The sequence below is a fragment of the Actinomadura sp. NPDC023710 genome (assembly GCF_040639875.1).
Lineage (GTDB): Bacteria > Actinomycetota > Actinomycetes > Streptosporangiales > Streptosporangiaceae > Spirillospora > Spirillospora citrea.
In genome coordinates this window covers 290,887-315,530 of sequence record NZ_JBFAGB010000003.1, presented here as the reverse complement: position 1 = coordinate 315,530, position 24,644 = coordinate 290,887, and the positions used below count along the sequence as shown (strand labels likewise).

General features: G+C 72.3%; 27 protein-coding genes and 2 pseudogenes. 15 read left to right on the top strand and 14 right to left on the bottom strand.

Annotated features, from left to right (window positions below):
* The first annotated feature begins 13 nt into the window (after positions 1-13).
* The 12 genes and pseudogenes from AB0H37_RS05530 (at position 14) to AB0H37_RS05475 (ending at position 9,405) form a co-directional block, all read left to right on the top strand.
* A complete protein-coding gene (locus AB0H37_RS05530; RefSeq protein ID WP_360611590.1) occupies positions 14-997 on the top strand; it encodes an urea transporter in 984 nt (327 codons plus the stop codon).
* A 34-nt stretch (positions 998-1,031) separates the two neighbouring features.
* On the top strand, positions 1,032-1,340 hold the full coding sequence (locus tag AB0H37_RS05525; protein ID WP_179836903.1) for an urease subunit gamma: 309 nt from the start codon (positions 1,032-1,034) through the stop codon (positions 1,338-1,340).
* The gene (locus AB0H37_RS05520) at positions 1,340-2,140 is read left to right on the top strand and encodes a hypothetical protein (protein ID WP_360611588.1); all 801 of its coding nucleotides are present in this window, start codon (positions 1,340-1,342) and stop codon (positions 2,138-2,140) included. Before AB0H37_RS05525 ends, AB0H37_RS05520 begins: the two co-directional genes overlap by 1 nt.
* Positions 2,130-2,432 (top strand): annotated as a pseudogene (gene ureB / locus AB0H37_RS05515) (urease subunit beta); the annotation flags it as partial. The gene AB0H37_RS05520 and the pseudogene ureB, both read left to right, overlap by 11 nt.
* A 135-nt stretch (positions 2,433-2,567) precedes the next feature.
* Entirely contained in the window at positions 2,568-4,289 is a 1,722-nt protein-coding gene (gene ureC, locus AB0H37_RS05510; protein ID WP_179836900.1) for an urease subunit alpha, read from the top strand.
* Positions 4,286-4,996, top strand: a complete 711-nt coding sequence (locus tag AB0H37_RS05505; protein ID WP_360611586.1) for an urease accessory UreF family protein — start codon at positions 4,286-4,288, stop codon at positions 4,994-4,996. Before ureC ends, AB0H37_RS05505 begins: the two co-directional genes overlap by 4 nt.
* Before the next feature lie 23 nt (positions 4,997-5,019).
* Positions 5,020-5,655, top strand: coding sequence for an urease accessory protein UreG (gene ureG, locus AB0H37_RS05500; RefSeq protein WP_179836898.1), 636 nt, complete (start codon positions 5,020-5,022; stop codon positions 5,653-5,655).
* Between the two features lie 5 nt (positions 5,656-5,660).
* The gene (locus AB0H37_RS05495) at positions 5,661-6,605 is read left to right on the top strand and encodes an urease accessory protein UreD (protein WP_360611584.1); all 945 of its coding nucleotides are present in this window, start codon (positions 5,661-5,663) and stop codon (positions 6,603-6,605) included.
* A 29-nt stretch (positions 6,606-6,634) separates the two neighbouring features.
* Complete coding sequence (locus AB0H37_RS05490; protein ID WP_360611582.1) at positions 6,635-7,129, top strand: CrcB family protein; 495 nt, start codon at positions 6,635-6,637, stop codon at positions 7,127-7,129.
* Positions 7,126-7,482 (top strand): fluoride efflux transporter CrcB, encoded by a 357-nt coding sequence (crcB, locus tag AB0H37_RS05485; RefSeq protein WP_179836896.1) that lies wholly within the window; start codon positions 7,126-7,128, stop codon positions 7,480-7,482. Before AB0H37_RS05490 ends, crcB begins: the two co-directional genes overlap by 4 nt.
* Before the next feature lies 1 nt (position 7,483).
* Entirely contained in the window at positions 7,484-8,479 is a 996-nt protein-coding gene (locus AB0H37_RS05480) for an FUSC family membrane protein (RefSeq protein ID WP_360611579.1), read from the top strand.
* Between the two features lie 44 nt (positions 8,480-8,523).
* Entirely contained in the window at positions 8,524-9,405 is an 882-nt protein-coding gene (locus AB0H37_RS05475; RefSeq protein ID WP_360611624.1) for an FUSC family protein, read from the top strand.
* Positions 9,406-9,411: 6 nt separating this feature from the next.
* Here the strand turns inward: AB0H37_RS05475 and AB0H37_RS05470 are convergent, their stop codons facing one another.
* Both AB0H37_RS05470 and AB0H37_RS05465 read right to left on the bottom strand, forming a co-directional pair.
* Complete coding sequence (locus tag AB0H37_RS05470) at positions 9,412-10,626, bottom strand: ammonium transporter (RefSeq protein ID WP_329086920.1); 1,215 nt, start codon at positions 10,624-10,626, stop codon at positions 9,412-9,414.
* Positions 10,627-10,933: 307 nt separating this feature from the next.
* A pseudogene (locus AB0H37_RS05465) lies at positions 10,934-11,380 on the bottom strand (peptidoglycan recognition family protein); the annotation flags it as partial.
* Positions 11,381-11,566: 186 nt separating this feature from the next.
* Between AB0H37_RS05465 and AB0H37_RS05460 the strand changes: the two are divergent.
* Positions 11,567-12,577 carry an NBR1-Ig-like domain-containing protein gene (locus AB0H37_RS05460; protein WP_360611622.1) on the top strand — a complete coding sequence of 337 codons (1,011 nt, stop codon included), beginning with the start codon at positions 11,567-11,569 and terminating at the stop codon, positions 12,575-12,577.
* A gap of 52 nt (positions 12,578-12,629) precedes the next feature.
* Here AB0H37_RS05460 and AB0H37_RS05455 read toward each other — a convergent pair whose 3' ends face one another.
* The 3 genes from AB0H37_RS05455 to AB0H37_RS05445 all read right to left on the bottom strand — a co-directional run bounded on the left by AB0H37_RS05455 (position 12,630) and on the right by AB0H37_RS05445 (position 15,440).
* Entirely contained in the window at positions 12,630-13,577 is a 948-nt protein-coding gene (locus tag AB0H37_RS05455) for a SpoIID/LytB domain-containing protein (protein ID WP_329086922.1), read from the bottom strand.
* A 34-nt stretch (positions 13,578-13,611) separates the two neighbouring features.
* Positions 13,612-14,502: a peptidase inhibitor family I36 protein gene (locus AB0H37_RS05450; protein ID WP_360611576.1), complete on the bottom strand. Its 891-nt coding sequence runs from the start codon at positions 14,500-14,502 to the stop codon at positions 13,612-13,614.
* A 77-nt stretch (positions 14,503-14,579) separates the two neighbouring features.
* Positions 14,580-15,440 carry a peptidoglycan-binding protein gene (locus AB0H37_RS05445; protein WP_360611574.1) on the bottom strand — a complete coding sequence of 287 codons (861 nt, stop codon included), beginning with the start codon at positions 15,438-15,440 and terminating at the stop codon, positions 14,580-14,582.
* 282 nt (positions 15,441-15,722) lie between these two features.
* Here AB0H37_RS05445 and AB0H37_RS05440 point away from each other — a divergent pair, with 282 nt between their 5' ends.
* A complete protein-coding gene (locus AB0H37_RS05440) occupies positions 15,723-16,499 on the top strand; it encodes an aldo/keto reductase (RefSeq protein ID WP_360611572.1) in 777 nt (258 codons plus the stop codon).
* Positions 16,500-16,550: 51 nt separating this feature from the next.
* Here the strand turns inward: AB0H37_RS05440 and AB0H37_RS05435 are convergent, their stop codons facing one another.
* From AB0H37_RS05435 to AB0H37_RS05425, 3 genes are read right to left on the bottom strand one after another with little or no spacing between them, the layout of a single operon-like run.
* Complete coding sequence (locus AB0H37_RS05435; RefSeq protein WP_360611570.1) at positions 16,551-17,471, bottom strand: NAD(P)-dependent oxidoreductase; 921 nt, start codon at positions 17,469-17,471, stop codon at positions 16,551-16,553.
* Positions 17,468-18,073, bottom strand: a complete 606-nt coding sequence (locus tag AB0H37_RS05430; RefSeq protein WP_360611568.1) for a dihydrofolate reductase family protein — start codon at positions 18,071-18,073, stop codon at positions 17,468-17,470. Before AB0H37_RS05430 ends, AB0H37_RS05435 begins: the two co-directional genes overlap by 4 nt.
* 45 nt (positions 18,074-18,118) lie before the next feature.
* Entirely contained in the window at positions 18,119-18,721 is a 603-nt protein-coding gene (locus AB0H37_RS05425; protein WP_360611566.1) for a dihydrofolate reductase family protein, read from the bottom strand.
* 108 nt (positions 18,722-18,829) lie between these two features.
* Between AB0H37_RS05425 and AB0H37_RS05420 the strand changes: the two genes are divergently transcribed.
* Positions 18,830-21,733, top strand: coding sequence for an AAA family ATPase (locus tag AB0H37_RS05420; protein WP_360611564.1), 2,904 nt, complete (start codon positions 18,830-18,832; stop codon positions 21,731-21,733).
* A gap of 114 nt (positions 21,734-21,847) precedes the next feature.
* Here AB0H37_RS05420 and AB0H37_RS05415 read toward each other — a convergent pair whose 3' ends face one another.
* Genes AB0H37_RS05415 through AB0H37_RS05390 form a run of 6 tightly spaced genes read right to left on the bottom strand, consistent with a single transcriptional unit; the run spans position 21,848 to position 24,576 of the window.
* On the bottom strand, positions 21,848-22,426 hold the full coding sequence (locus tag AB0H37_RS05415) for an alkaline shock response membrane anchor protein AmaP (RefSeq protein ID WP_329086930.1): 579 nt from the start codon (positions 22,424-22,426) through the stop codon (positions 21,848-21,850).
* A complete protein-coding gene (locus tag AB0H37_RS05410) occupies positions 22,426-23,034 on the bottom strand; it encodes a DUF6286 domain-containing protein (RefSeq protein ID WP_329086931.1) in 609 nt (202 codons plus the stop codon). The genes AB0H37_RS05415 and AB0H37_RS05410 overlap by 1 nt, the downstream gene beginning before the upstream one ends.
* The gene (locus AB0H37_RS05405; RefSeq protein ID WP_329086932.1) at positions 23,031-23,384 is read right to left on the bottom strand and encodes an Asp23/Gls24 family envelope stress response protein; all 354 of its coding nucleotides are present in this window, start codon (positions 23,382-23,384) and stop codon (positions 23,031-23,033) included. Before AB0H37_RS05405 ends, AB0H37_RS05410 begins: the two co-directional genes overlap by 4 nt.
* Complete coding sequence (locus tag AB0H37_RS05400) at positions 23,381-23,584, bottom strand: hypothetical protein (protein ID WP_329086933.1); 204 nt, start codon at positions 23,582-23,584, stop codon at positions 23,381-23,383. The genes AB0H37_RS05405 and AB0H37_RS05400 overlap by 4 nt, the downstream gene beginning before the upstream one ends.
* A gap of 30 nt (positions 23,585-23,614) precedes the next feature.
* Positions 23,615-24,097, bottom strand: a complete 483-nt coding sequence (locus tag AB0H37_RS05395; protein WP_329086934.1) for a hypothetical protein — start codon at positions 24,095-24,097, stop codon at positions 23,615-23,617.
* Positions 24,094-24,576: an Asp23/Gls24 family envelope stress response protein gene (locus AB0H37_RS05390; protein ID WP_329086935.1), complete on the bottom strand. Its 483-nt coding sequence runs from the start codon at positions 24,574-24,576 to the stop codon at positions 24,094-24,096. Before AB0H37_RS05390 ends, AB0H37_RS05395 begins: the two co-directional genes overlap by 4 nt.
* Between the last annotated feature and the right edge of the window lie 68 nt (positions 24,577-24,644).

Below are 24,644 nucleotides of genomic sequence, written 5' to 3'. Positions count from 1 at the left end.
AAGGAGTCGGCAATTGTCCTCGGCACCCGCGCCGCCCGATCCGTCGGAACCGACGGTGGATCGGCAGCGGCGGCGGGTTCTCGACCATCTTCTCACCATTCCGAAGGGCATTGCCCAGGTCGATTTCCAGGCGAACCACTGGACCGGTCTGGTCTTCCTCGCGGCCTTGTTCGTGGGCGGCTGGCAGTTCGGCGTCTTCGGGCTGCTGGGGACGGTGGCCGCCACGCTCACCGCCCACCTGTTCGGCGTCTCCTGGCGGGACCGGATCTCGCTGGGGCTGGAGGGCTTCTGCGGCACCCTGATCGGGGTCAGCCTGGTGCTCTATCTGGACGCCCGGTGGATGACGGTCCTGCTCGTCGTCGGCGGCGCGATCGCCGGCAGCGTGCTCACCTCGGCGCTGAGGGTGGTCCTCGCCCCGTACGACCTGCCCACGTTCACCGCGCCCTTCTGCGTGATCACCTCCGTCATGGTGATCGGCGGGCCGTCCTTCGGCCGGGTGTGGGCGGAGCACGCGGGCACGGCCGCGCCGTCCGCGACCGCTCCCGGCACGGCGATGACGTGGACCTACTTCTGGAAGGGCATCTTCAACGGCGTCGGCCAGGTGTTCTTCCAGGACCAGTGGTACGTCGGGCTGATCTTCCTGGCCGGCCTGGTCATCGCCGGATGGGTGACGGGGCTGGTGGCCCTGGTCTCCAGCCTGATCGGCCTGCTCACCGGCTGGGCGCTGGGTGCGCAGGCCGCGGACCTCGGGGCCGGCCTGTACGGCTACAACTCCGTGCTGACCGGGCTCGCGCTGTTCGGCACGTTCGTCGCGGTCACCTCGGTGAGCGCCGTCTACGCCGTGATCGGCACGGTGTCGGCGGCGGGCGTGACGGCCGGAATCGGCACCCTGTTCGAGGTGGTCGGAGGCCACACCCTCACCTGGCCGTTCGTCCTGGTGACCTGGGTGTTCCTCGCCGCCGTCCCGTTGCTCAACAAGATCGAGCGCGCTGGGTGACCTCGGTGGCGACCGGGCGCGGAAAGGACAACCGATGAACCTCACCCCGCGGGAGATGGACAAGCTGGTCCTCTTCACCGCCGCCCAGATGGCGCAGCAGCGCCGGGACAGGGGCCTGAAACTGAACTACGCCGAGACGGTGGCGCTGATCAGCTCGGCGATCGTGGAGGCGGCCCGGGACGGCAGGACCGTCGCCGAGTGCATGCAGCTCGGCAAGCAGATCGTGGGGCCCGGCGACGTGCTGCCCGGCGTGCGCGCGATGCTGACGCTCATCCAGATCGAGGCCGCCTTCGACGACGGCACCAAGCTGGTCTCCTGCCACGACCCGGTCGGCGGCAAATAGTGTCCGGCGGCCGGCGGGTCGTCCTGGTCGGCGGGCACGAGAGCCGGCAGGGCGGATGCCTTCCGGAGCTGATCGGATCCGGGGGCGCGCCCGTCCATGCTCCGGGACGGGATCTGCAGTCGGCCCTGCGTCCGCGGCACCGGCTCGTGGCGGTGCCGATGACGCTCGGGCGCGACCCGGACCTGCCGGTCGTCACCGCGCAGACCCTGAGGTGGGCGGCCCGGGACCGGGAGCCGGGAGACCTGCTGCTGGCCGGGCCGCTGGGCACGACCGAGCACCTGGTCGGCTGGATCAGAGGCGCGGTGACACGGACGCTGCGCGACCTGCCGGGGGAGCGGGCGGTCCTGCTGGTGGCGCCCGCCGCCGGGCCCGAGCCGGACGCCGACCTGTTCAGGGTGGCGCGGCTGGTCTGGCAGTACACGCCCGTCCGCTGGGTGGAGGTGGCGCTGTCGGGCGGGGAGCCGGACGTGGACGAGGGCGTCGAGCGCTGCCGGCGCCTGGGGGCGGACGACGTCGTCCTGGTGCCCGCCTCCTTCGTTCCGGCGCCCCGGCGGGCCGACGCCCGCACCGCGGGCCCGCTTCTGGGGGCGGCCTCACTCGCCGCGCTGATCCGCCAACGGGCGGCCGAAGCGGAACGCCGGTGGAGCCGGGACGGCGACGACGGGCTGGCGCCCACCGCCCACGGGCACGGGCACGGCCACGCCCACGAGCAAGGCCATGAGCAGGATCACGGTCACCTCCAGGAAATTCCACGTCGGGTGATGGCGGACATGAAAGGGGAGGAATCCCATGTCGGATGACGTTTACATGTACGGCGAGGGCGATATCGAACTGAACGCCGGGCAGCCCAGGGAGACCATCCTGGTGCAGAACACGGGCGACCGCGCCGTCCAGGTCGGCTCGCACTTCCATTTCTTCGAGACCAATCGGGCGCTGAAATTCGAACGCGACAAGGCGTTCGGGAAACGGCTGGACATCCCGTCGGGAACCGCGGTCCGGTTCGAGCCCGGAGACACCAAGGAGGTGACCCTGGTCGAATACGGCGGCGGGCTGCGGCTGGTGGGGTTCGGCGGCCTGCTCAACGGGAGCGTCCGGTCCGCCGAGGCGCACCGCACGGCGCTGCGGCGGATGCACAAGCGCGGCTATCTCGACGAGCCGGTCGAGCCGCCGAAGAAGCCGTCCAGGAAGACGAAGTCAGCACGCTCCGGGAAGAAGGGCTGAGCCGCCATGACCACGATGAGCCGTCAGCAGTACGCGTCCATGTACGGCCCGACGGTGGGCGACCGGCTCCGCCTCGGGGACACCAACCTCGTCGTCGAGGTGGAGAAGGACCACACCGAGGGGCACTACGGGGACGAGGCCCAGTACGGCGGCGGCAAGACCGCCCGCGACGGCATGTCGGCCGACCCGGCCTCGGGACGGTCGGTCGCCCTGGACATGGTGATCACGAACGCGGTGATCCTCGATCCGATGCTGGGCGTCGTCAAGGGCGACATCGGCATCAAGGACGGGAAGATCGCCGGGATCGGCAAGTCGGGCAACCCGCACACCCAGAACGGCGTCGACCGGCGGCTGATCATCAGCGCGACCACCGAGGTGGTCTCCGGCGAGAACCTCATCGCCACGCCCGGGGCGATCGACACCCACGTCCACTTCATCACTCCCCAGCAGGCCCAGCACGCGCTGAGCAACGGGATCACCACCCTGGTCGGCGGCGGCACCGGGCCGGCGGACGGCAGCCGCGGCTGCACCACCACCCCCGGCCCGTGGAACATCTCCCGCATCCTGCAGGCCTACGAGGACATCCCGATCAACATCGCCGTCTACGGCAAGGGCAACAGCAGCCTGCCGGGCCCGCTGGAGGAGCAGATCGTCGCCGGCGCCGCGGGGCTGAAGGTGCACGAGGACTGGGGTGCCACCCCGGCCGTCATCGACTGCGCGCTGTCGGTGGCCGACGAGCTGGACATCCAGATCAACATCCACACCGACACGCTGAACGAGGCCGGCTTCGTCGAGGACACCATCAACGCGATCAACGGCCGCGCGATCCACACCTACCACTCCGAGGGCGCGGGCGGCGGGCACGCCCCCGACATCCTGCGGGTGACCGGCGAGCCCAACGTGCTCCCGGCCTCCACGAACCCGACGCTGCCCTACACCGCCAACTCGGTGGACGAGCTGCTGGACATGACGATGGTCTGCCACCACCTCAGCTACGACGTGCCCGAGGACGTGGCGTTCGCCGACAGCCGGGTCCGCGCCGAGACGATCTCGGCTGAGACGGTGCTGCACGACCTCGGCGTCATCAGCATCATCGGTTCGGACTCCCAGGCGATGGGCCGGGTGGGCGAGTCGTTCACCCGCGCCTTCCAGGTGGCCCACCACAACAAGGACAAGAGGGGCGCGCTGCCCGAGGACTCGTCCCGCAACGACAACTTCCGGGTGCTGCGCTACCTGGCCAAGCTGACCATCAACCCGGCCCGCGCCTCCGGGATAGCGGACACGATCGGCTCCCTGGAGGACGGCAGGCTCGCCGACATCGTGCTGTGGCCGATCCACTCCTTCGGTGCCAAGCCCTCCATGGTCATCAAGGGCGGGATGGTGAACTGGGCGCAGATGGGCGACCCGAACGCGTCCCTGCCGACGCCGCAGCCCGTCTACTACCGGCCCACGTACGGGGCCTTCGGCAGGGCGCTGTCGAGCACCTGCGCGACCTTCATGTCCGGGGCCGCGATCGAGGCGGGCGTGCCCGAACGGCTCGAACTGAAGCGGCTGATCCGGCCGGTGCGCCAGTGCCGGACCGTCGACAAGCGCCACATGCTCCACAACTCGACGCTCGCCGAGATCAAGGTCGATCCGGAGACCTACAAGGTGACCGTGGACGGGGAGCCCGCGCACATCGAACCGGCCACGAAGCTGCCGCTGAACCGGCTGTTCTTCCTGGCATGAGCGCACGTCCGGACACCGCCGACCTGGATCCCCTGCTGGCCCAGCTCCAGCTCACCGACTCCGGCTTCCCGAGCGGGATGTACACGCTGTCGCACGGGCTGGAGGGGTACGTCCAGCTCCAGATCACCGGGCCGGAGAACCTGCGCGATCTGCTGACCGACCTGCTGTACAACGCGGTGGGCCCCGCGGACGCGGCCGCCCTGGCACTGGCGCACCGCGCGGCGGGCGAGGCCGACTGGGACGGGCTGGTCCGCGTCGACCGGCGGCTGCACGCGATCAAGCTCAACCGCGAGCAGCGCAACGCCTCGACCCGGACCGGCCGGCAGGTCCTGGACACGGCGGCCTTCGCCTTCCCGGTGCCCGAGGGCGCCCGGCTGGCGGAGCTGGTGGCGGACAAGGCCGCGCCGGGCAACCACGCGGTCGTGGTGGGCGCGCTCTACGCGGGGCTCGGCGTGTCCGCGGCGCACGCGGTCGCGGCCGACCTGTACGCCTTCGCCGCGAGCTGGGCTGCGTCGGCGGTGCGGCTGGCCCGCACCGACTTCCGCCGCGCCCAGAGGCTGCTGTGCGAGATCCGCCCGGATCTCGCACGGGTCGCACGGGCGGCGCTCGCCGTCCGCGATCCGCGGGAGCTGCACGGCTCGGTGCCCGTCGCCGACGTCGTCGCGGCCGCGCACGAGCGGGCGGACGCCCGCCTGTTCGTCACCTGATCCGTTGACACGAAGGAGGCGGGATGGAGCTGGAGAAGGTCTTCAAGGTGGGCATCGGCGGCCCGGTCGGAAGCGGCAAGACGGCGCTGGTCGAGGCGCTGGTGCCGCGGTTGCAGACGCTGGGGCACCAGGTCGGCGTGATCACCAATGACATCTACACCCAGGAGGACGCCGAGCACGTCCGCCGCACCCTGGCCGGGACGCTCGACCCCGAGCGGATCGTGGGGGTCGAGACGGGCGCCTGCCCGCACACCGCCGTCCGCGACGACCCGACCATGAACCTGGCGGCGGCGGCCGAGATGCTCGACCGCTTTCCCGAGCTCGACCTCCTGCTCTTCGAGAGCGGCGGCGACAACCTCACGCTCACGTTCAGCCCGGCGCTGGCCGACGTGTACATCTTCGTCCTGGACACCGCCGAGGGCGAGAAGATGCCGCGCAAGCGCGGCCCCGGCACCACCGACTCCGACCTGCTGGTCATCAACAAGATCGACATCGCCCCGTACGTCCGCACCGACCTGGCGGTCATGGAACGCGACGCGCGGGCGGTGCGCGGCGAGGGCCCGGTCGCGCTGACCGACTGCCTCCTCGGCACCGGCGTCGCGGAGGTCGTCGACTTCATCGAGGCGCGGGCGGGAGCGGCGTGTACCTCGCCGGTGTAGGAACGGTGGGCGGTGCAGGGGCGACCGACCGCCTCTCGCCCGAGCGGTACCTTCCCCGGTGGGTGCCCGAGCCCGTGCGGCGGCACGCCGGCGCCGTGGACATGCTCCCGGTCGGCAGCCCCGGCAAGGTCGGGATACTCGATCTGGAGTTCGAGCTGATCGGGGACCGGACGGAGCTCACCGGCCACTACCAGAAGGCGCCGCTGCACATCACCCGGCCCCTCTACCCCGATCCCGCGGCACCGGACCTGCCGTACGTCATGCTCATGTCGTCGGGAGGCGGAGTCCTCCAGGGCGACCGCTACCGCGTCGACGTCTCCTGCGGCGCGGGCGCGTCCGTGCACGTGACCACCCAGGGCGCCACCCGGCTCTACCGGATGGAACAGGACTACGCCACGCAACTCGTCGGTCTCGCCGTGGGCCCTGGCGGCTACCTGGAGTACCTGCCGGACACGACGATCCCGTTCGGCGGAACCCGCTTCTACCAGCACATCGCCCTGAACGCCCATCCCGACTCCACCGTCCTGGTGGGCGAGACCCTGCTGGCCGGCCGCCTCGCCCGCGGGGAGCGGCACGCCTACACGGCGTACTGCAGCGACGTCGAGGTGCACGACACCACGGGACGGCTCCTGTTCGCCGATCCGCTCCACCTGGTTCCGGAGGAACGGGCGGTGACGGGCCCCGCGGTGATGGACGACTTCGGGGTCCTGGCGTCCCTGTACGTCGTCACCGGCCAGGAGCCCGCGCAGGCCGTGGCCGACACGATGCACGAGGCGCTCGCCCGCACGGGCCTGCGGGCCGGAGCCAGCGTCCTGCCGGGGAACCGGGGCGCCTGGGCGCGCGTGCTGGGGGAGCGGTCACCCGAGGTCGAGACCGCCTTCATGCAGGTCTGGGACGCCGTCCGCCGGCTGCTGCTGGGTGTGCCCGCGCCCGGCCGGCGCAGGTGGTGACACCGGCCATGGGGGACCCGGGACGGTCGGTGGGACGCCTGCTCCGCCGCGAGGCGGCCGAGGCGTCCGTCCTTGACCGGCACAGGAAGGGACCGCCCCGCCACCCCGGGATACGGCCGCGCGCCCTCCTCGACGTCGCGATCGGAGGAGCGGTCGGGGCGCTGGCGCGTGATCTGCTCATCAAGGCGATGCCCGGAGCCCGGCACGGATTCCCCTGGGGGACCCTCCTGGTGAACATCCTGGGCTGCCTGTTCATGGGGATCCTGACGTCGTACCTGCTCAAGGGCAGGCCGCACCCCGTCGCCCGGCCGCTGCTGGTGACCGGCTACCTGGGAGGGTTCACCACGTTCTCCCACCTCATCGACGGGGTCCACGCCCTCGGCCGCGCCGGGACCTGGGACCTGAGCGCCGTCTACGCGGTGGTCAGCGTGGCGGGCGGGTGGATCGCGATCGCCGTCGGACTCTGGGGCGGAAGGCTCCTGCCGTACCGCCCGACCGGACCGGAGACCGGCACGCCGTCATGATCGCCCTGCTGGTGCTCATCGGAGGGGCGTGCGGCGCCGTGCTGCGCTTCGTTCTCGACACCCTGGTCAAGAACCGGTTCGGGAAGGCGTTCCCCTGGGGGACGCTGACGGTCAACCTCCTCGGCACGGGGATCCTGGGCGCTCTGCACGGCGTGACCGCGAGCGCGGAACCCGACGCCCTGGTCGGCACGGGTTTCTGCGGCGCGCTGACAACGTTCAGCACCTTCGAGCTGGACACCGTCCACCTCTTCCAGGAGGGCAAATACGCCAGAGGCGCGGTGAACGTGATCGTCTCCCTGGGGGTGGGCATCGGCGTCTTCACGCTCCTGTACGCCCTGTTCCAGAAAATCTGACATGGCGGGCGCCACCCGGGTCGACGCGGGGAACTGGCTGAGCCGGGCGCTCACGATCTCCAAGGGGCCCCCGCCCTGGTCCGAGGCCATCCGTACGGCGGTCGCGTTCGGCGCGGTGGTCGCGGTGGCGCTGGCCCTGGACGAGCTCCGCGCCGGGTTGCTCGCGGCGGCCGGCATGTTGCTGGCGGTGATGCGGCCGAGCACCGGGCCGTACCGGTCGAGGGCGCTGGGGCTCCTCGTTCCGCAGCTGACGGGTGCGGTGGGCCTGATCATCGGTCAGCTCGGCCACGGGCACGGCTGGTGGACGGTGACGATGACCACGCTGGTCGCCCTCGTCGCCGGCCTGGTCAGCTCGATCGGCAACGTGATGTCGGGGGCGGGGCTGAGCCTGCTGTTCCTGAACGTGATCGGCAGCGGGCTGCCCCCGGTCGGAGCGTGGTGGCTGCCTCCGCTCTGCCAGTTCGCGGGCGGGACCTTCATCTTCCTGCTCAGCCTGCTGAGCTGGCGCCTGTGGAGAGGCCGTCCCGGACCCGAGCACCAGGCCGTCGCCGCCGTGTACGCCAGGGCCGCCGACCTCATCGACGCCCTCCCCGACCCGGGCGACGCCCGGCTCGCGCTCAGCACGGCGATGGACACCGCACAGGACGCCCTGACGCGCCATCGCCTCCGCACGGTGGAGAACTGGAGCGACGAGACGCGGTGGCTCGTCGGCATGCTCAACGCGGCCATGCCCCTGATGGAGACGCTCACCGTCTCATCTGGTCGCGGCGGCCGGCGCCGCCCGGTCTGGCCGCGGCGGTGCGGCAGATCGCGAACGCCGTCCGGACCGGGAACAGGGACGCGAAGATCGCGCCGTACCGGGGCGAGGCCGAGTTCGCCCGGCCCGTCGAGCACGCCCGGCGGCGACTGCCGCAGGCGCCCCTGGAGGAGCCCGAGTGGCTCGGCCTGCCCAAGCCCCTGCCGACCCGGGCGTACCGGGCCGTCCAGCTGGCCCTGACCTCCGCGGCGGCCTGGCGGTACGGGCTCCGGCTGGCCCTGTGCATGGCGATCGCCTCGGCGTTCGTCGACCTCGAGGGCGTCTTCCACCACTTCTGGCTCCCGACGGTGCATTCCCTCTGGCTTCCGCTGACGGTGGCCGTGATCCTGAAACCCGACTTCGGCTCGGTCTTCGTCCGGGCCCTGCTGCGGGCGCTCGGCACGATCGCCGCGGCCGTCCCCACCCTGCTGGTGCTGGTCGTCGTGCCCCGCGGCTGGGCCGCCGTCCCGCTCGCGGCGTTCTTCGGCGGGCTGATCCCGGTGCTGAAGGCCAAGTCCTACGCGATGCGAACGGTGGCCCTCACCCCGCTGATGCTCTTCCTGTTCGACCTGGTCTCGCCGGAGCCCTCGGACGAACTCGTGCTGGCCCGGCTGTCCGACACCCTCCTCGGCTGCCTGATCGTGCTGGTCTTCGGCTACGCCCTCTGGCCGGGAAGCCGCCGGATCCGGCTCGGCGGGCGGTTCGCCGTCGGGTTCCAGGCGCTCGCCGACTACCTCGACGAGGCCTTCACCGGCTCTCGGGAGAGCCGGACACGTGATCGACGGGCGCTCCACCGCACCCTCGACGCCGTCCGGGTCGAACTGCGGCGGGCCCAGGCCGAACCTCCGCCCGCCAGCCGCCTGAGCGCCGCCTGGTGGCCGGTCCTGGGCGGGCTCGACAGGCTCGTGGACGCCGTCACCGCCGCCTCCGTCCGGGTTCGCGGAGGTGCCCCCGCACCACCGGCGCACACCGCCCGGACCCTTGCGGCGGACCTGCGGGAGATGGCGGCGGCGATCGACGAGGGACGTCGGCCGCAGACGCGCGACCTGTTCGAACTCCCCACCGACGGCGTCCTCGGCGAAGCCGTCGTCCAGACTTGCCGCCTGCGCAGAACCCTTCCCGTGTGACGGGCCTCATTCGATGCGCAGTTCGGTGTCGAGGCCCTCGGCCTCCTCACGGGCGCTCGGGCGGAAGGCCAGCAGGACGTCCACGACCTTGCCGATGACGTAGGTGAGCACGAAGCTGTAGCAGCCGACGGCGAGGATGGCGACGATCTGCTTGCCCAGCAGGGAGATCGAGCCGCCGTAGGCGAGGCCGGCTGTGGGGCTGCCGTACTTGCCGGTGGCGAAGAACCCGATCAGGATCACGCCGACGATGCCCCCCGCCCCGTGGATGCCCACGACGTCCAGGGTGTCGTCGTACCCGACGGACGTCTTGACCTCGACGGCGTAGGTGCAGACGACGGCGACGACGATGCCGAGGATCGTCGCGCCGAGCAGGTTGACGTACCCGCAGGCCGGCGTGATGGCCACCAGTCCGGCGAGCGCGCCCGTCGTGCCGCCCAGCCTGGAGAACCGGCCGAACCGCGCCCGTTCGAGCAGCATCCAGACCAGCATCGCGACGCACCCGCACATCATGGTGTTGACCACCGCGTTCGCCGCGAGGGCGCCGTCCGTCAGCGCCGATCCGCCGTTGAAGCCGAACCAGCCGAACCACAGCAGCCCCATGCCGGCCATCACCAGCGGGATGTTCTTCGGCTCGGGAGGGCCCTCCCTGCGGAAGCGCAGCCCCGGTCCGAGCACCAGCGCCAGCGCCAGGCCCGCGATGCCGGAGTTGAGCTCGACGACCAGGCCGCCGGCGAAGTCCAGCGCGCCCCACCGGTTGATCCAGCCCCCCTTGGAGAACACCCAGTGGGCGATCGGGAGGTAGACGAGGGTCACCCAGACCAGCCCGAAGACCATCCAGGGCCCGAGCCTGACGCGGTTGGCGACCGAGCCGCTGATCAGCGCGAGCGTGATGATCGCGAAAACGAGCTGGAACATCGAGAACACGTACTCCGGGATGACGCCCCTCAGGACCGACGGGGTGGTCTTGAGGAACTGCCACCTGCCCCAGCCGATGAGGCCGGCCCCTCCCACGTCGTCACCGAACGCCAGACCGTACCCGTAGAGGAACCAGATGACGGTCACCACGGCGATCGAGACGAAGCTCATGTACAGGACGCTGACGAGGTTCCTCGCCCGGACCATTCCACCGTAGAAGAGGGCGAGTCCCGGCGTCATGAGCAGCACCATGGCGAAGCTGACGAGCACCCATGCCGAATCGCCGGTATTCAACCCAGATCTCATGCCCAACTCCTGGCTTCAGGCGACACCATTGAGGTATGGGCATACGGCGGGCACGCGAAACACCCGGGTGGAGCGCCCTGGACAAAATTACGTCCATCGGCCTTTACCTTGGCGGACCAGGCAGGACTTTTCATTTCCTTTCGGCGTGACGAGAACCGGCACGTCCGCGACGTTTCGGGAAGCCCGGTCAGCGGGTGGGGTCTCCGGGGCCGACCGCCGGCCCGTGGTCGGAGGTGAAGCGCGGCCCGGGCAGGCCGCCGGGCACGGCTCCCGGCACCTCCGCCGGATACCGCTCGCCCAGCCTGTCGGCGACCTGGTCGCGCAGGCGCGGCAGCAGCGCGTACAGGGCGTCGCCGGGGCAGGCGGTGGCGTTGTGGTCGCGGTGCCCGACGATCGCCGCGTGCGGCTCCGGGCCGTAGACGTCGCACAGCCGCGCACAGGTCGAGACGAGCTTCGCCCACAGCGCGCCGGTGGGCTTCACCGTCGTGTAGGTGCCCTCGTTCTCGATGCCGATGGTGTGGTCGTTCTGGCCGAGGGTGTGGGCCCCGACGACATGCGTTCCGGCGCCGATGGCCTCAAGGGTGCGGTTGCGGCCCTCCATGAGGTGGCCGCCGCGGCTGATGGTGAGTTGCTGACCGATGTCGTCCCAGCCGTTGGTGTCCATGGGGAAGTTCTGGATCGTCCGGGACAGCCCGAGGGCGTGCTCCAGCGAGTGGTCCGTGGCGTTCGCCGATGCGGTGTGGTGGACCACGATCTGGTCCGCCCATGATGACGGCGGTGCTCCTGAGCAGGTTACGGCGGGGAAGATCTGCGTCCGCGGGCGGGAGCGTCCTCTCCAGATGTTGATCAGCTCAAAAGGCGACCCGAACGGAAGATAACCGATAAAAACCTGTGCTTGAGGGGAGGACGTGGGCGCTGTTAGCTTCACCCGGTGGACCACATGCGTGCACAGGCGGAGGCGATCGAGGACTTCGCGGCGGTTCTGCGGGAACTGCGGGAATCCGTTGGCAACCCGCCTTTCCGGGAGATGTCCGGAAGGTCGGGGGCGATCTCGCACACGACGTTGCACGAGGCCACGAAGGGCAACCGGCTCCCGAGTTGGGGGACCACCGTCGAGTTCGTCAAGGCGTGCGGCGCGGACCCGGCCGCGTACCGCGAACGCTGGGAGCGGGCGAACCTGGCGGTGAGGTCGGCGAGCGCCGGGAGGCCCGCGTCCGCCGTGCTCGAAGGCTCCGCCGTGAGCACCGTGGACGCCCAGGCGGTGCACATCGCCATCGAGCCGCCAGAGGCCCCGGCGGGTGACGAGACCTCGGAATCCCGGCCCGTCCGGCCACCACCGCCCGGACGGATGGCGGGGGACGTCCAGGCGACCTTCCCCGCACCGAAACGCCGTCGGCGGCTCCGGGTGAGCAGCCCGGGCGCGGTCGCGCTGGCGGCGGCGGTCATCGGTACGTGGGCCGTGGTCCTCATCGTGGCCGATCGCGACTCCGGCAAGGACGCCCTGGAGGAGTACGGCAACCGGGCGAAGGCCGCGCTGTCTCCGGCCGACTGCCCGGTGCAGGCGACGAACCCGGCGGCGGCTCCGCCGAGGCACAAGGGCGACGCCGCCCAGTTCGTCGCGGACATCACGCTGCCCGACTGCACGCGCGTCGGCACCGGCCAGAACATCACCAAGGTATGGCGGCTCAAGAACTCCGGAACGGTCCCGTGGGACGGCTACTCGCTGCGCCGCCTGGACCTCCCGCAGAAGGCCGACAACTGCCAGACCATCTCCGAAGTGCCGATCGCCGACACGGAACCAGGCCACGTGGTCGACGTCCGCACCGACATCACCACGCCGAGGAAGCCGGGCTTATGCTACGTGCGCTTCAAGGTGGTGGACGGCGCGGGGAAGGTCGCGTTCCCCGGAAGCCGGCCGGTCAACTTCCAGATCATCGTCGAAGGGCCGTAGCCCCCCGCCGCGGAGGGGCCACGGCGGGGGGCTCGGCAGGACGGTCAGGGGATCAGGAGAGGGCGATCCCGGTGTAGTAGGCGGTGAGGATCCTGGAGTAGCTCCAGCCCGCGTCGGCCTTGTCGCGGGAGCCGTACTGCGACATCCAGTCCCCGGTGACCCAGCCGCCGCACGCCGTCGTCGTGGAGCAGTAGTGGGCCTCAAGGATCTTTCCGCCGCGGGTCATGCGGGTGCCCCACGTGGCGTCCACCGCGGCGCTCGTCGACGCCTGGGCGGAGCCGGGCTTGTAGACCTGGCTCGACGTGGTGTCGTAGACGTCGAAGCACTGGCCGCCCGACGTCTTGCGGGTCGAGTGCAGCGCCCAGTACCAGCCGTAGCCCTTGACGGCCATCGCCCCGGCCTTCAGGGACTCCGCGGGCCAGCTCGGCACCCACTCGTTGGGCAGGACGTCCTTGACGTAGGTCTTGAACGCCACCCGGTCCACACGGCCGAGTGACACTCGGTACACCAGGATCGTGGAAGGGAGCTTGCTGTCGGTGCCGTCGGTCTTGCAACCGGTCGGCGGTGGCGTCGAGCCCAGGAACTGATGCGAGGCGTTCTGGTTCTTGAGCGTGGCGTTCAGGTTGCCCTTGGCGCCGGCCTTGAAGTCCTGGTAGCTGCCGCCGTAGTTGCTGTTGTAGTAGACGCGGACGGTCTTGCCGCTGTTGTTCCAGACCGAGGCGGCGGCGTTCTTGACGCAGGTGCCCTTGCCGTTGCCGGGGCCTTTGAAGTCGTAGCAGGAAGGCTGTGCCGTCCCGTAGTCGGCGACCGAGCCCGTGAAGTCCGAGACCGAGCCCTGGTTGTCGCTGTTGAAGTAGTAGCAGAACTCGCCGGTCTCGCAGACGCCGTCGCGGGCCGCGGCCGAGGCGGGGGAGGGCGGGATGAGGGCGGCCCCGCCGAGCGCCATCGCGGCGGTCGTCGCGGTGAGCCGCGGGATCAGCCGCACGCTTCGTGTCGACACAGTCGTGTTCCCCTCTGGTGGAGGCCGCTGCGCTCTATCGGACGTTGTAGCCCTGGGAGTTCCAGAACGTGGTCGGGTTCGGGTTGTCCAGGGTCGGGTCGTTGACGCTCTTGGCCGCGTGCGTCTGCTGGCCGAGACGCATCTCGACGTGGGTGTGGGCGGACGAGCTGGACGACACCCCGTGCCACGACTCGTCGGCGATGACCTGGCCGCGGCTGATCGACTGCCCCACGCTCAGCGAGGACCGCGGAGCGGAGTGCAGGTAGATCACCGTCTTGTTGAGCGAGCTGTTGTAGACGGAGATCGTGGACAGCCCCGAACTCCCGGTGGCCCCGCGCGCGATGTAGATGACCTTACCGGCCACCAGGGCGTGGACGTCGGAGCCGATGCCGCGGGCGATGTCGATGCCCTCGTGCCGGCCGGGCGTGGTGGTGTAGCCGTCGAAGCCGCAGGTGATCTGCCCGCCGCTGGTCGCGTACAGCCCGTAGGACATGTTCGTGCGCGCCGACGGAGAGAACTCGTGCGAGGCGTTCTGGTTCTTGAGGGTCGCGTTCAGGTTGCCCTTGGCGCCGGCCTTGAAGTCCTGGTAGCTGCCGCCGTAGTTGCTGTTGTAGTAGACGCGGACGGTCTTGCCGCTGTTGTTCCAGACCGACGCGGCGTTGTTCTTGACGCAGGTGCCCTTGCCGTTGCCGTCGCCCTTGAAGTCGTAGCAGGAGGGCTGCGTGGTGCCGTAGTCGGCGACCGAGCCGGTGAAGTCCGAGATCGAGCCCTGGTTGTCGCTGTTGAAGTAGTAGCAGAACTCGCCGCTGTCGCACTTGCCGTCCCGGGCCGCCGCCGAGGCGGGCGAGACGAAGACCGACGCCACCCCGCCCAGCGCGACGGCGCCGGTCGCCGTGGTGGTGAGGACCTTGGTGAGCTTGTTCATGCCGTTCTCTCCTTCTGTTCTCGTTCCTGTTCTCGTTGCCTGTCTGTTCTCGTTGCCTGGTGTACGGACGGGACGGGTCAGCTGCGCTGGTACTCCTCCCAGGTGCGGATGGTCACCTTCGGGCCGTCGTCGGGGCCGCGGCCGGAGAGGCCGTTCAGGCCGAGGTAGTAGTCACCGGTCTGGTGCTGGGCCTGGCTTGAGAGGTCGGTGTCGTTGATGGCGGCGGCGTGGATGTGCCACGGCCAGTCGCCCTGGGAGGGGCTGCGGACCCATGCGGCGAAGCCGACACGGCGCAGCGCACGGGCGACGGTGGTGCGGGTGGCGGAGTCCATCCCCTGCACCGAGACGTCGACGACGCCTCCGCCGTCGTGGGTGCCCGCGGACGTGGGGTCGCCGCCGGGGTTGTAGGAGCCCTGGTCCAGCGCGAGGTCGCGGCCGAGCAGCCGTTTCGCCTCGGCCAGCATGCTCTGCGTCCGGGTGTTGACGACGGCCCCGCCGGTGGACACGCGGGCTCCCGGCTCGATGACGTTGGCGACGGTGAAACGTCCGGACCCGAGCTTGGCGAGCGACGTCCTGCCCGGCAGCCCGTTGGCGGCGAGGCCGGTGTAGCCGAGCGACTTCTGGTACTTCGCGTAGGCGGCGGTCGTGGTGGTGCCGAAGTAGCCGTCCACCCACGCGGCGTCAAGCAGGTTCCGGTCGCGCAGTGCCTGCTCGACGAGGAGCACGCTGGCCTTCGCGCCCGGGGTCAGCGTGTCGTCCGCCCGCCGCGGGTCGATCTGGGCGGCCTTGACGGTGGCCTCCATGTTCACGCTCGGCAGGGCCTGGGCGCCGGGCACCTGGCCGCCGGCCGCCTGGGCCGCCGGTGACCCGGCCGTTCCGGGGAGCGAGGTGAGCAGGGTCGCCGTCACGACGGCGGCGGCATACGAAGGCAGCTTCATCGGGTCTCCTGGTAGGGGAGCTGGGCGCAAAGCCCGCGACGAAGACCACGGTCGCTCGACCGCTCACGTGTTCACAAGAAGATCGTTGTTGTCAGCCTGTCCAGCATGCGATCCCGTACAGACGTGCACACGATCTGACAGACGGGACACCCGGGTCCGTAAGGTCACCGGGGCGGCCGTCCGCCCGCGGCTCCCTGACCGTGCCGCCGCCGGTCGTCCACGCGCAGCGCCGACCGAACGGACACCGTTGGAGGGGCGGCGATCATGGGCAGAATACGAGGCATGACGCGGACTGTGAATCTGCCCGGCGGCGCCGCGCTGCCGCTGATCGGTTTCGGGACCTGGCAACTGCGGCCCAGGACGGCGTACGCGTCGGTGCGGGCGGCCCTGGAGATCGGCTACCGCCATGTCGACACCGCGACGCTGTACCGCAACGAGGCGGAGGTCGGCCGCGCCGTGAAGGACAGCGGCGTGGACCGGGAGCAGGTCTTCGTCACCACCAAGCTGCGCCCGCAGGACGCGCCGCACGCCCGCCGCACCCTGGAGTCGAGCCTCCGCCTGCTCGGCACCGGTTATGTGGATCTCTGGCTGATCCACTGGCCGACCGGCCGGGACGAGTTCGTCCCGACGTGGGAGGCGCTGCTGGAGGCCAGGGATGCGGGACTGGCCCGCGAGGTCGGGGTGAGCAACCACAGCCCGGCGCTGATCGACCGGCTGGCCGAGGCGACCGGGCGGCGGCCGGCGGTCAACCAGATCTCGTGGAGCCCGGCGCAGCACGACCCGGTCCTGCTGGAGGAGCACCGGCGCCGGGGGGTCGTGGTCGAGGGCTACAGCGGTCTGAAGAACACCGACCTGCGCGACCCGGTCCTCACCGGGATCGCCCGGCGGCACGGCGCCACGCCCGCCCAGGTCGTCCTCCGCTGGCACCTGGAGCACGACATCGTGGTCCTTCCCAGGTCGTCGCGCCGGGAGCACATCGCCGCCAACTTCGACCTGGAGGGCATCGCCCTCACCGACGAGGACGTCGCCGCCATCGACGCCCTCGCCGCCAACGCCTGACCTGGCCCGTCCCGCGTGGGCGGGGGGCCAGGACAGTGGCGGAGCCCGTCGTCAGCGGGGGTTGCCGGCGCGCCAGGCGACGTAGTCGGCGACCGCCCCGGCGGCGTCGAACTCCGGCGTGAAGCCCGTGTCGCGGGTGAGCCGGCCGATGTCGAGGTAGGGGTCCTCGCCGGGGCCGTTCCGCCGTCCGGGCAGGAGATCGAGCCGCAGGCCGGGCGTGACCGCCTCCAGGGCGTCCGCGAACTCGCGGTTGGCGACCGGGCGGCCGCTGGAGACGTTGTAGGTGTCGTGCTCCAGCGTCCTCGCGGTCATGAGGAGGGCGATCGCGCGCCCGGCGTCCGGTGCGTAGCAGCAGTCGCCGCCGTCGTCGGCGTGCAGCGGTGGCGGCCGCTCGCCGCGGAGCACCGCGTTGATGTACGGCGGGACGTGGAAGAACGGGGAGTCCGGATCGACGAGCGGTCCCCAGATCGTCCCGATCCGCAGGACGACCGGCTGGACGCCGCTGCCCTGGAGGGCGTGCGTGGTGAGCGGCTCCACGGCCTTCTTGAAGGCGACGATCAGGTGCGGCAGATCCGTGGTGGGGAGCGCGAGTTCCTCCCGCCAGGGGATCTCGGAGCGGCCGACGTACGCGCCGAGGCTGCTCGCGACGGCGAACCTGCGGACGCCCCAGGCGCGGGCGGCGTCCAGCGCGTTGAGCAGGCCGGTCGTGTCCGTGCGGAAGTAGCGGACCGGGTCCTCGCCGGGGATGCCGCCGGCGAGGTGGACGATGTCGCCGATGTCGTGGCGGTCGGCGAGGGCGAGGAAGGCGTCCCGGTCGGTGACGTCGAGGCGTTCCACGGTGACCCGGCCGGCGAGGAAGGACGGGACCTCGCTCCGGCGGTGCGAGGTGACCACGACCTCGTGTCCGAGGTCGGCGAGCGCGCGGGCGGTGTGGGCGCCGATCATGCCCAGCCCTCCGGTGACGAGGATCATCGGACCACCTCGTAGCGGAGGTGGGTCACGCCGGGCGCCGGGACGGCCTCCAGCAGCCGGAGGTCCACCTGCCGGGGGAACGCGCGGAAGAAGCCGTGGCCGCCGCCGAGCAGGACGGGGACCTGGTGGAGGATCACCTCGTCGACCAGGCCCGCCTCCAGCGCGGAGGTCAGCACCCCGCCGCCCATGAGGGCGACGTCCTTGTCCCCGGCGGCCTCGCGCGCCGCCGCGACCGCGTCCTCGATCCCGCCGGTGACGAGGGTCTGCCGCTCGCCGATCCCGGGGACGGTCCCGTGGCTGAGGACGAAGAGCGGCGCCGTCGGGTGGGGGCCGCCGCCTCCCCAGCGCCCGGAGTGCTCGTAGGTGACGCGCCCCGCCACCACCGCTCCCACGCGTGCCGCGGCGGCGTCGAAGAAGCGGACGCTCGCCTCGCTCAGCTTGAACCCGTCGAACTCCCGGCTCGGCGTGTCCCCGTCGAAGTACCAGTCGAAGAGCGTCGGCGCGTCACCGAGCCCGCGTCCGAGTTCTTCCTCGCCGTCGGGGGTGCGGCCGCTGATATAGCCGTCCACCGAGACGGCGTGGGCGCTGGAGACCCTGTTCATGTGTGTCCTTCGCTGGTGATCTGCCGGACGTCGGTTCGAGGCGTTTCAGCGCTCGGCGCGGTCGTAGAGGAGGCAGATCGCGCCACTCTCGGTGACCTGGCTGGAGGTCAGCGTCCATGACGCGGACGGGCCGTCGGGGAACAGCCGGGCGCCGCCGCCGACGAGTTCGGGGCACAGTGTGATGCTCAGCCGGTCCACCTCGCCCGACTGCAGGAGGCCGCGGATCACGCTGGCGCTGGCCAGGACGACGATGTCGCCGCCGTCCTGCTCGCGCAGGTGCTTGACCGCCGTGACGGGGTCGGTGCCGGCGATGCGCGCGTTGTCCCAGGCGGCCTCCTTGAGCGTGGTGGAGAAGACGACCTTCTCGACCGCGTTGAGCCAGCGGGAGAACTCCCGGTCCCGCGGGTCCGCGCTCTCGTCGTCGGCGACGGCGGGCCAGAACCCGGCGAAGCCCTCGAAGTTCTTGCGGCCGAGCAGGGCGGTGGTCGCCGTGCCGGTGACCGTCATCATGTGGTCGCGGGACGCGGACGTGGTGGCGTGGGGGACGATCCAGCTCATGTCGTACTCGCCGCCGGGGCCGTTGACGCGGCCGTCCAGGGACAGCGTGATGTTGGCGGTGACGGTGCGGTGGGCGTTCTGTCCGGTCATCGGACGGTTCCTTTTCGGTCGTGGGCAATACCCCTTCACAGTGGCGGCACCGATGGGAGGCTGTCGTCGTCAGAGTTGGTGACATCCGGTCCGGGCTTGGAGGGGGCGATGACCGGTTCTGTCGTCAGCCCGGTGCTGGTCGGACGGAACGACGAGATCGCCGCGCTGCGGGCGGCCTACGACGGTGCCCGGGCGGGGACCCCTGGGACGGTCCTGGTCTCCGGTGAAGCGGGCATCGGCAAGTCGCGGCTGGTCGCCACGGCGGTGGGGGAGCTGCCCGGCGATCCGCTGGTGCTGTCCGGGGGATGCCTGGAACTCGGCTCGGAGGGCACCCCGTACGTACCGTTCGTCGCCGTCCTGCGCGATCTGGTGCGCCGCCTCGGCCGCGACCGGGCGGCGGCGCTGCTTCCGCCGGGCGGGGCGGCGCTCGGCGACCTGCTCCCGGACCTCGGCCCGGCGCCGCCGCGGTACGGACCGGCCAGGCTGCTGGAGGAGATGCTGTCGCTGCTGGGCCGGGCGGCGGAGGAGCGGCCCGTCGTCGTGCTGGTCGAGGACCTCCACTGGGCGGACGCGTCGAGCCGCGAGCTGTTCGCCTACCTGGCCCGCAACCTGACCGGCGCCGCCGTGCTGCTGGTCGGCACCGTCCGCACCGGCGAACTCGCCGCCCGGCATCCGAACTGGCGGACGCTGGCCGAGCTGGGCCGCAGCGGCGCGATGTCGCGCATCGTCCTCGGCCCGCTGGAGCACCGGCACGTCGCCGCGCTGCTGGCGGCCGTGGACGGGCGGCCGCCCGACCCGGCGCGCAGCGTCCGGATCCACCGGCGCAGCGGCGGGAACCCGCTGTTCGTCGAGGCGCTGAGCACCGTGGGCGAGACGCCGCCGGGCGATCTGCGGACGCTCCTGCTCGCCCGGGTCACCGACCTGCCGGACCCGGCCCGCGAGGCGCTGGAGGTCATGGCGGTGGCGGGCGCCGAACTCGACGACGACCTCGTCCGCGCGGTCGCCGGCGGGCCCGGCCGCGGGCTCGGGGACGCCCTCGGCGACCTGACCGGGCGGGAGCTGGTGGTGGCGCGGGAGAACGGGTACGCGATCCGCCACGATCTCCTCCGCGAGGCGGTCTACGACGCGTTGCCGCCGCCCCGGCGGCGGCGCATGCACGCCCGGTACGCCGCCGCGCTCGCCGACCGCGCCGCGCCCGCCGGCCCCGCCGCGGGCGGCACGGCCCTGGCCGAGCACTGGACGGCCGCGGGCGAGTTCGAGCGGGCCCTGCCCGCCGCCTGGCACGCCGCCGACCGCGCCCGGCGCCAGAACGCCTACGACGAGCAGCTCCACCTCCTGGAGCTGGTCCTGGACCACTGGCCGAAGGTGGCGGAGCCGGTCGGCCTCATCGGCGCCGGCCGCACGGTCGTGCTGGAGCGCGCGGCCACCGCGGCGTTCAACGCGGGCAGGTCGGCCGCCGGGGTGGCCCACGGCACCGCGGCGCTGGACGAGCTGGATCCGGCGGCCGAGCCGGAGCGGGCGGCCCGGCTGCTCGGCCTGCGCGGCCGGTTGCAGAGCCGCATCGACGGCGGGGGACGCGACGACCTGCGGCGGGCGGTCGCGCTGGCACCGCCCGGGGCCTCGCGGGAGCTGCGCGGCCGGCTGCTGTCAGCCCTGGCGTTCGTGGAGTTCATGGCGTTCGAGCTCGACGACTGCCGGCGGCACGCCACGCAGGCCCTGGACCTCGCCGACCGGCTCGGCGACGACGCCCTGCGCGCGCCCGCGCTGCTCGTGCTCGGCGCGCTCCACGGCACGCGCGGTGAACTGGACCAGGCGGGCGGCGCCTTCGCCGAAGCACGCCGCGCCGCCGACGCGGCCGGCGACGCGCACACGTTCCTGACCAGCTTCCAATGGGAGTCGACCTTCCTGTGCGACGCCGGGCGGTACGAGGAGGCGGTCGAACTCGCCCGCACCGGCCAGTCGGCCGCCGAACGGCTCGGCCAGGCCCGGTCCCGCGGCAGCATGCTCGCCAACGCCCGCGGCGTCCCGCTGCTGTACCTGGGACGCTGGGACGAGGCCCTGCGCGTCGTCGACGACGCCCTCGCCCTGGCGCCGCCCCCGCTGTACGCCGCTTACCTGCGACTGATCGCCGCGGACATCGCGCACCGGCGCGGTGAGACCGGGCCGGGCGGGACGCTCCTGCGCCAGATCACCGAGTTCGCGGTGCGCACCGTGGGCGCGGCGGAGGCGAAGGCCTGGCTGGTCCTGCTGCGCCTCACCCGCGCGATCGACCAGGACGACCCCGACACCGCGGACCTGATCGTGGGCGAGCACCTGGCGACGGCACCGGACGCCTGGCCGCCGCAGGACACGGCGCGGCTCGCGGTGCTCGGCGCGCGCGTGCAGCGCGCCCGGCGTGCGGCCGCGCCGCGGAACCGGCGGGTCGCGGGCGAGGCCGCGGACCGGCTGGCGTCCCTGGCCCGCATGCTCGGCTCGGTGCGCACCACCACCCCGGTGATCGAGGCCTTCCGCCTCACCTTCCGCGCGCTGACCGACGGCGGCGAGCTGGCCGCCTGGGACGCGGCGGCCGCGGCCTGGCGCGACCTCGGCAACAGCCACGAGACCGCGGTGGTGCTGACGGAGGCCGCGGCCGCGGCGCTCGCGTCCAACAACCGTCCCGGCGCCCGGTCCCGGCTGCGCGAGGCACGCGCCATCGCCGCCGACTTGGGCGCCGCCCCGCTGCGGGCGCGCATCGACGACCTCGCCGCCCGCGGACGCCTGACCGACGACGTCGCCTCGCCCGGCAGGAGCGGCACGCCGGGCCACAGCTTCGGCCTGACCCCCCGCGAACTGGGCGTCCTGCGCCTCCTCGCGGGCGGACGGACGAACCAGCAGATCGCCGCGGAGCTCTTCATCTCCGCCAACACCGTCGCCACCCACGTGACCAGGATCCTGACCAAGCTCGGCGCCGCGTCCCGCACCCAGGCCGCCGCCAGGGCCCGCGAGTCCGGCCTCCTGGACGCCCAGCCCTGACGCGGCGCGCCTGAGGAGGGACGCGGTCGCCGTGCCACGCGGATGTCCGAAGTTCATCAGCACCGGGATCTCGCGGGCGGCGAGGCGCGCGGGCGGATGGCGCCGGCCGGGGCGTCAGATGACGGTCGCGGTCCGCTCCCCGGGCGTCGGTCGCAGCCGCACCACGGTGGGGATCGACTCGCGTTCGAGTGCGGCGCAGAGCCGCGGCATGGCCTCGTCCTGGATGCGGCGCCGCAGTTCGGCGGGGTCGGAGTCCTGCTCGTAGGCGATGCTCAGCCGCAAGCCGGCCCCCTTGGACGAGCCGATCAGCAGGGCCCGCACCCTGCGCACGCCGGGGTAGTCGCCGATCTCGGCCTCCAGCGCGCCCGTGATCGCCTTGGCCTCCACCCGCGTCGTGCCGGCCTCGGCGTCCGGCTCCAGCGCGAGGCCCCGTGCCCGGCGGGTACGGAGCTGCGCGAGCATCCAGGCCAGTCCCAGAAGCGCCAGGACGACGGCCACCGCGGCGACGGCCGGCCAGAACCAGCCGTGGTCGTCGGCGAAGCGGCGGGCCTGCCCGGTCAGCACGGGCGCGGAGGCCCGTGCGTCCCCGAAGGCGCCCATGCCGCGCGCGAAGCCGGCGCCCCCGGCAACGGCGAGGACGACGCCGAGAAGGATGAGGCCGGTGCGGTTGATGTGCGCGAGACGGCGGTCCATCAGTCCTCCCGCTGCTTCATCCGCACCGAGACGGAGCGGGCGGGCACCGGCCGGAGCCGGTCGAGCCGATCGCGCACCGCCTCGGTGATCCCCGCGTCCAGTCCCGCGGGCTCGTGCAGGGGTGTCTCCGCGACCACCCGCACCCTCCGGCGGCCGAGCCGGACCCTCGCGACGCCCGACACCCCCGGTGCCCCTTCGGCCGCGGCGGCGACGGTGCGCTTGAGCCCCCGCCTGCTCACGCCCATCATCAGGCTCGGGTCCCGTCCGCGCAGCGGGACGATCCGGGACTTGCCCGGCAGCACGGCGGCCAGCACGAAGCAGACACCGATCAGTGCCAGGGCAGCGAAGATCGCGAGCACGTGCCGGTGGTCCCAGTGGGCGTCCTTCACCCACCCGTAGGGGAAGAAGTGCGCCGGGCGGTCCAGCGCCGCCGAGATGACCTCGATCGCCGTCAGCACGCCGGCCGCCGTCATCAGCAGCGCACCGGCGAGTGCCGGCAGCGCTCGGCGCGAGCGGAACACGTGCCTGGCCGCCCGGTCCGCCCTGCGCGACCCGGGCGCCTCCGTGCTCGGCTCCGTGGCGGCCCGGGCGCCCGCCTGCGCGGTCACAGCACGGTCCTCTCGCCCGCGGTGGGGCGGCCCATCTCGGCCACGTCGACGTCCACCTGCCGGACGGTGAGACCGGTCAACTCCGCCACCCGCTCGCGTACCCTCTGGCGCACCTGGCGGGCGACCGTGCGGACCGGCGTCGGGTAGGCCACCGACATCGTCACCCTGGCCGTGACGATGTCGCCGTGCACCCGCACCTCCGTGCGGGCGGGACCCCGCCCGGGGATCGGCACGCCGACCAGGGTCCGGCCGAGTCCGCCGGACGCCTCGACGTCCTGCGCGGCCTCGGCGACGATGCGCGCGACGCTCCGCTCACGGATCGTCGTCCTGCCCCGCTCGGCGGTCGTCATCGCGGTCGCCGTCTCGTGCCGCCCTGCGAGAAGACCTCCCCGAGGTCGATACTGCCCTCGATGACGCGGCCGACCACGAAGCCGAGCGCGCCGAGGAACAGGACGAGGAAGAACGGGCCGGCGCCGCCGAACCCTCCGGCGAACCCCAGTGCCAGCCCGAAGACCAGGCCGATCACGGGCCACGGTACTTTCACATCCATCCCGATCATCCTCTCGGCTCCGCGGGGCCCTCAGCCGCCATCGGCCACGTCCCCGATCAGCACGTCCACCGTCCGCCGACCGGCCAGCGGGCGCACCAGACGCCGTACGTCCTCGGCGATCTCGGCGAAGGGCCGTCCGTAGCGGACGACCACCCCCACCTCGATCACCGCGTCGTGCACCGCGACCCCCGCGTAAGGGGGCCCGGCGCGGTAGGTCGCTATCCAGCCACGCGGACCGGCCGTCAGTCCCAGCACGTCCGGACATGACAGGGCCTTCGCGCCGACCCGCTCCGCCAGTTCGGCGAGCGGCTCCCGGCGGTCGGGCGCCGCGCTCGGCCGGGCGGCCGCCGTGCCGGCACCACCGGACGGTCCCTCGCCCGGCGGGGCCTCCGGCTGCGCCCCGGCGAGGAACTCCGGCCCGGCCGGCACCGCGCCGCGGGCCGGTTCCGGCCGCCCGGCCGGGACGGGCCGGGGCTGGTGGGACGCGCCCACCACGTCGGTCCAGGAGATCATCGAACTCGGGACTCCTCGGGCCGCGGCTGCGGAGGCTGCTCGTCGGGCACGTGGACGTCGTCCACGGTGATGTTCACCTCGACGACCTCCAGGCCGCACATGTGCTCGATCTCGTTGACGACGTTGGTGCGCACGACGCCGGCCAGGTCCGGGATGGACAGCCCGTACTCCACGACGAGATCGATGTCGACGGCCGCCTGGCGCTCACCGACCTGCACGGCCACACCCTGCGTGCTGTCGGCCGTCACGCCCGGCAGGCGGTCCCGGACCGTCCCGAGCGTCCGGGACATGCCCGCGCCCATCTCGTGCACGCCGCCGACCTGCCGGGCGGCCATCGTGGCGATCTTCGCCACGACGTCGTCGGCGATCCTGGTGCTGCCGCCGGACGTGACGAGTTCGCTCGACCCTCCGTCGGCGCCCCGCTTGCGCCTGGTCCCGACCGCGGCCTGCTCGGCTCCTCGCCTGTCGTCCTGACTCACGATGCCCCCCATGCCATGCGTCGCCTGACCTGCGGATGATGCTCACAGGGCGTCACCTGAAACAGCCA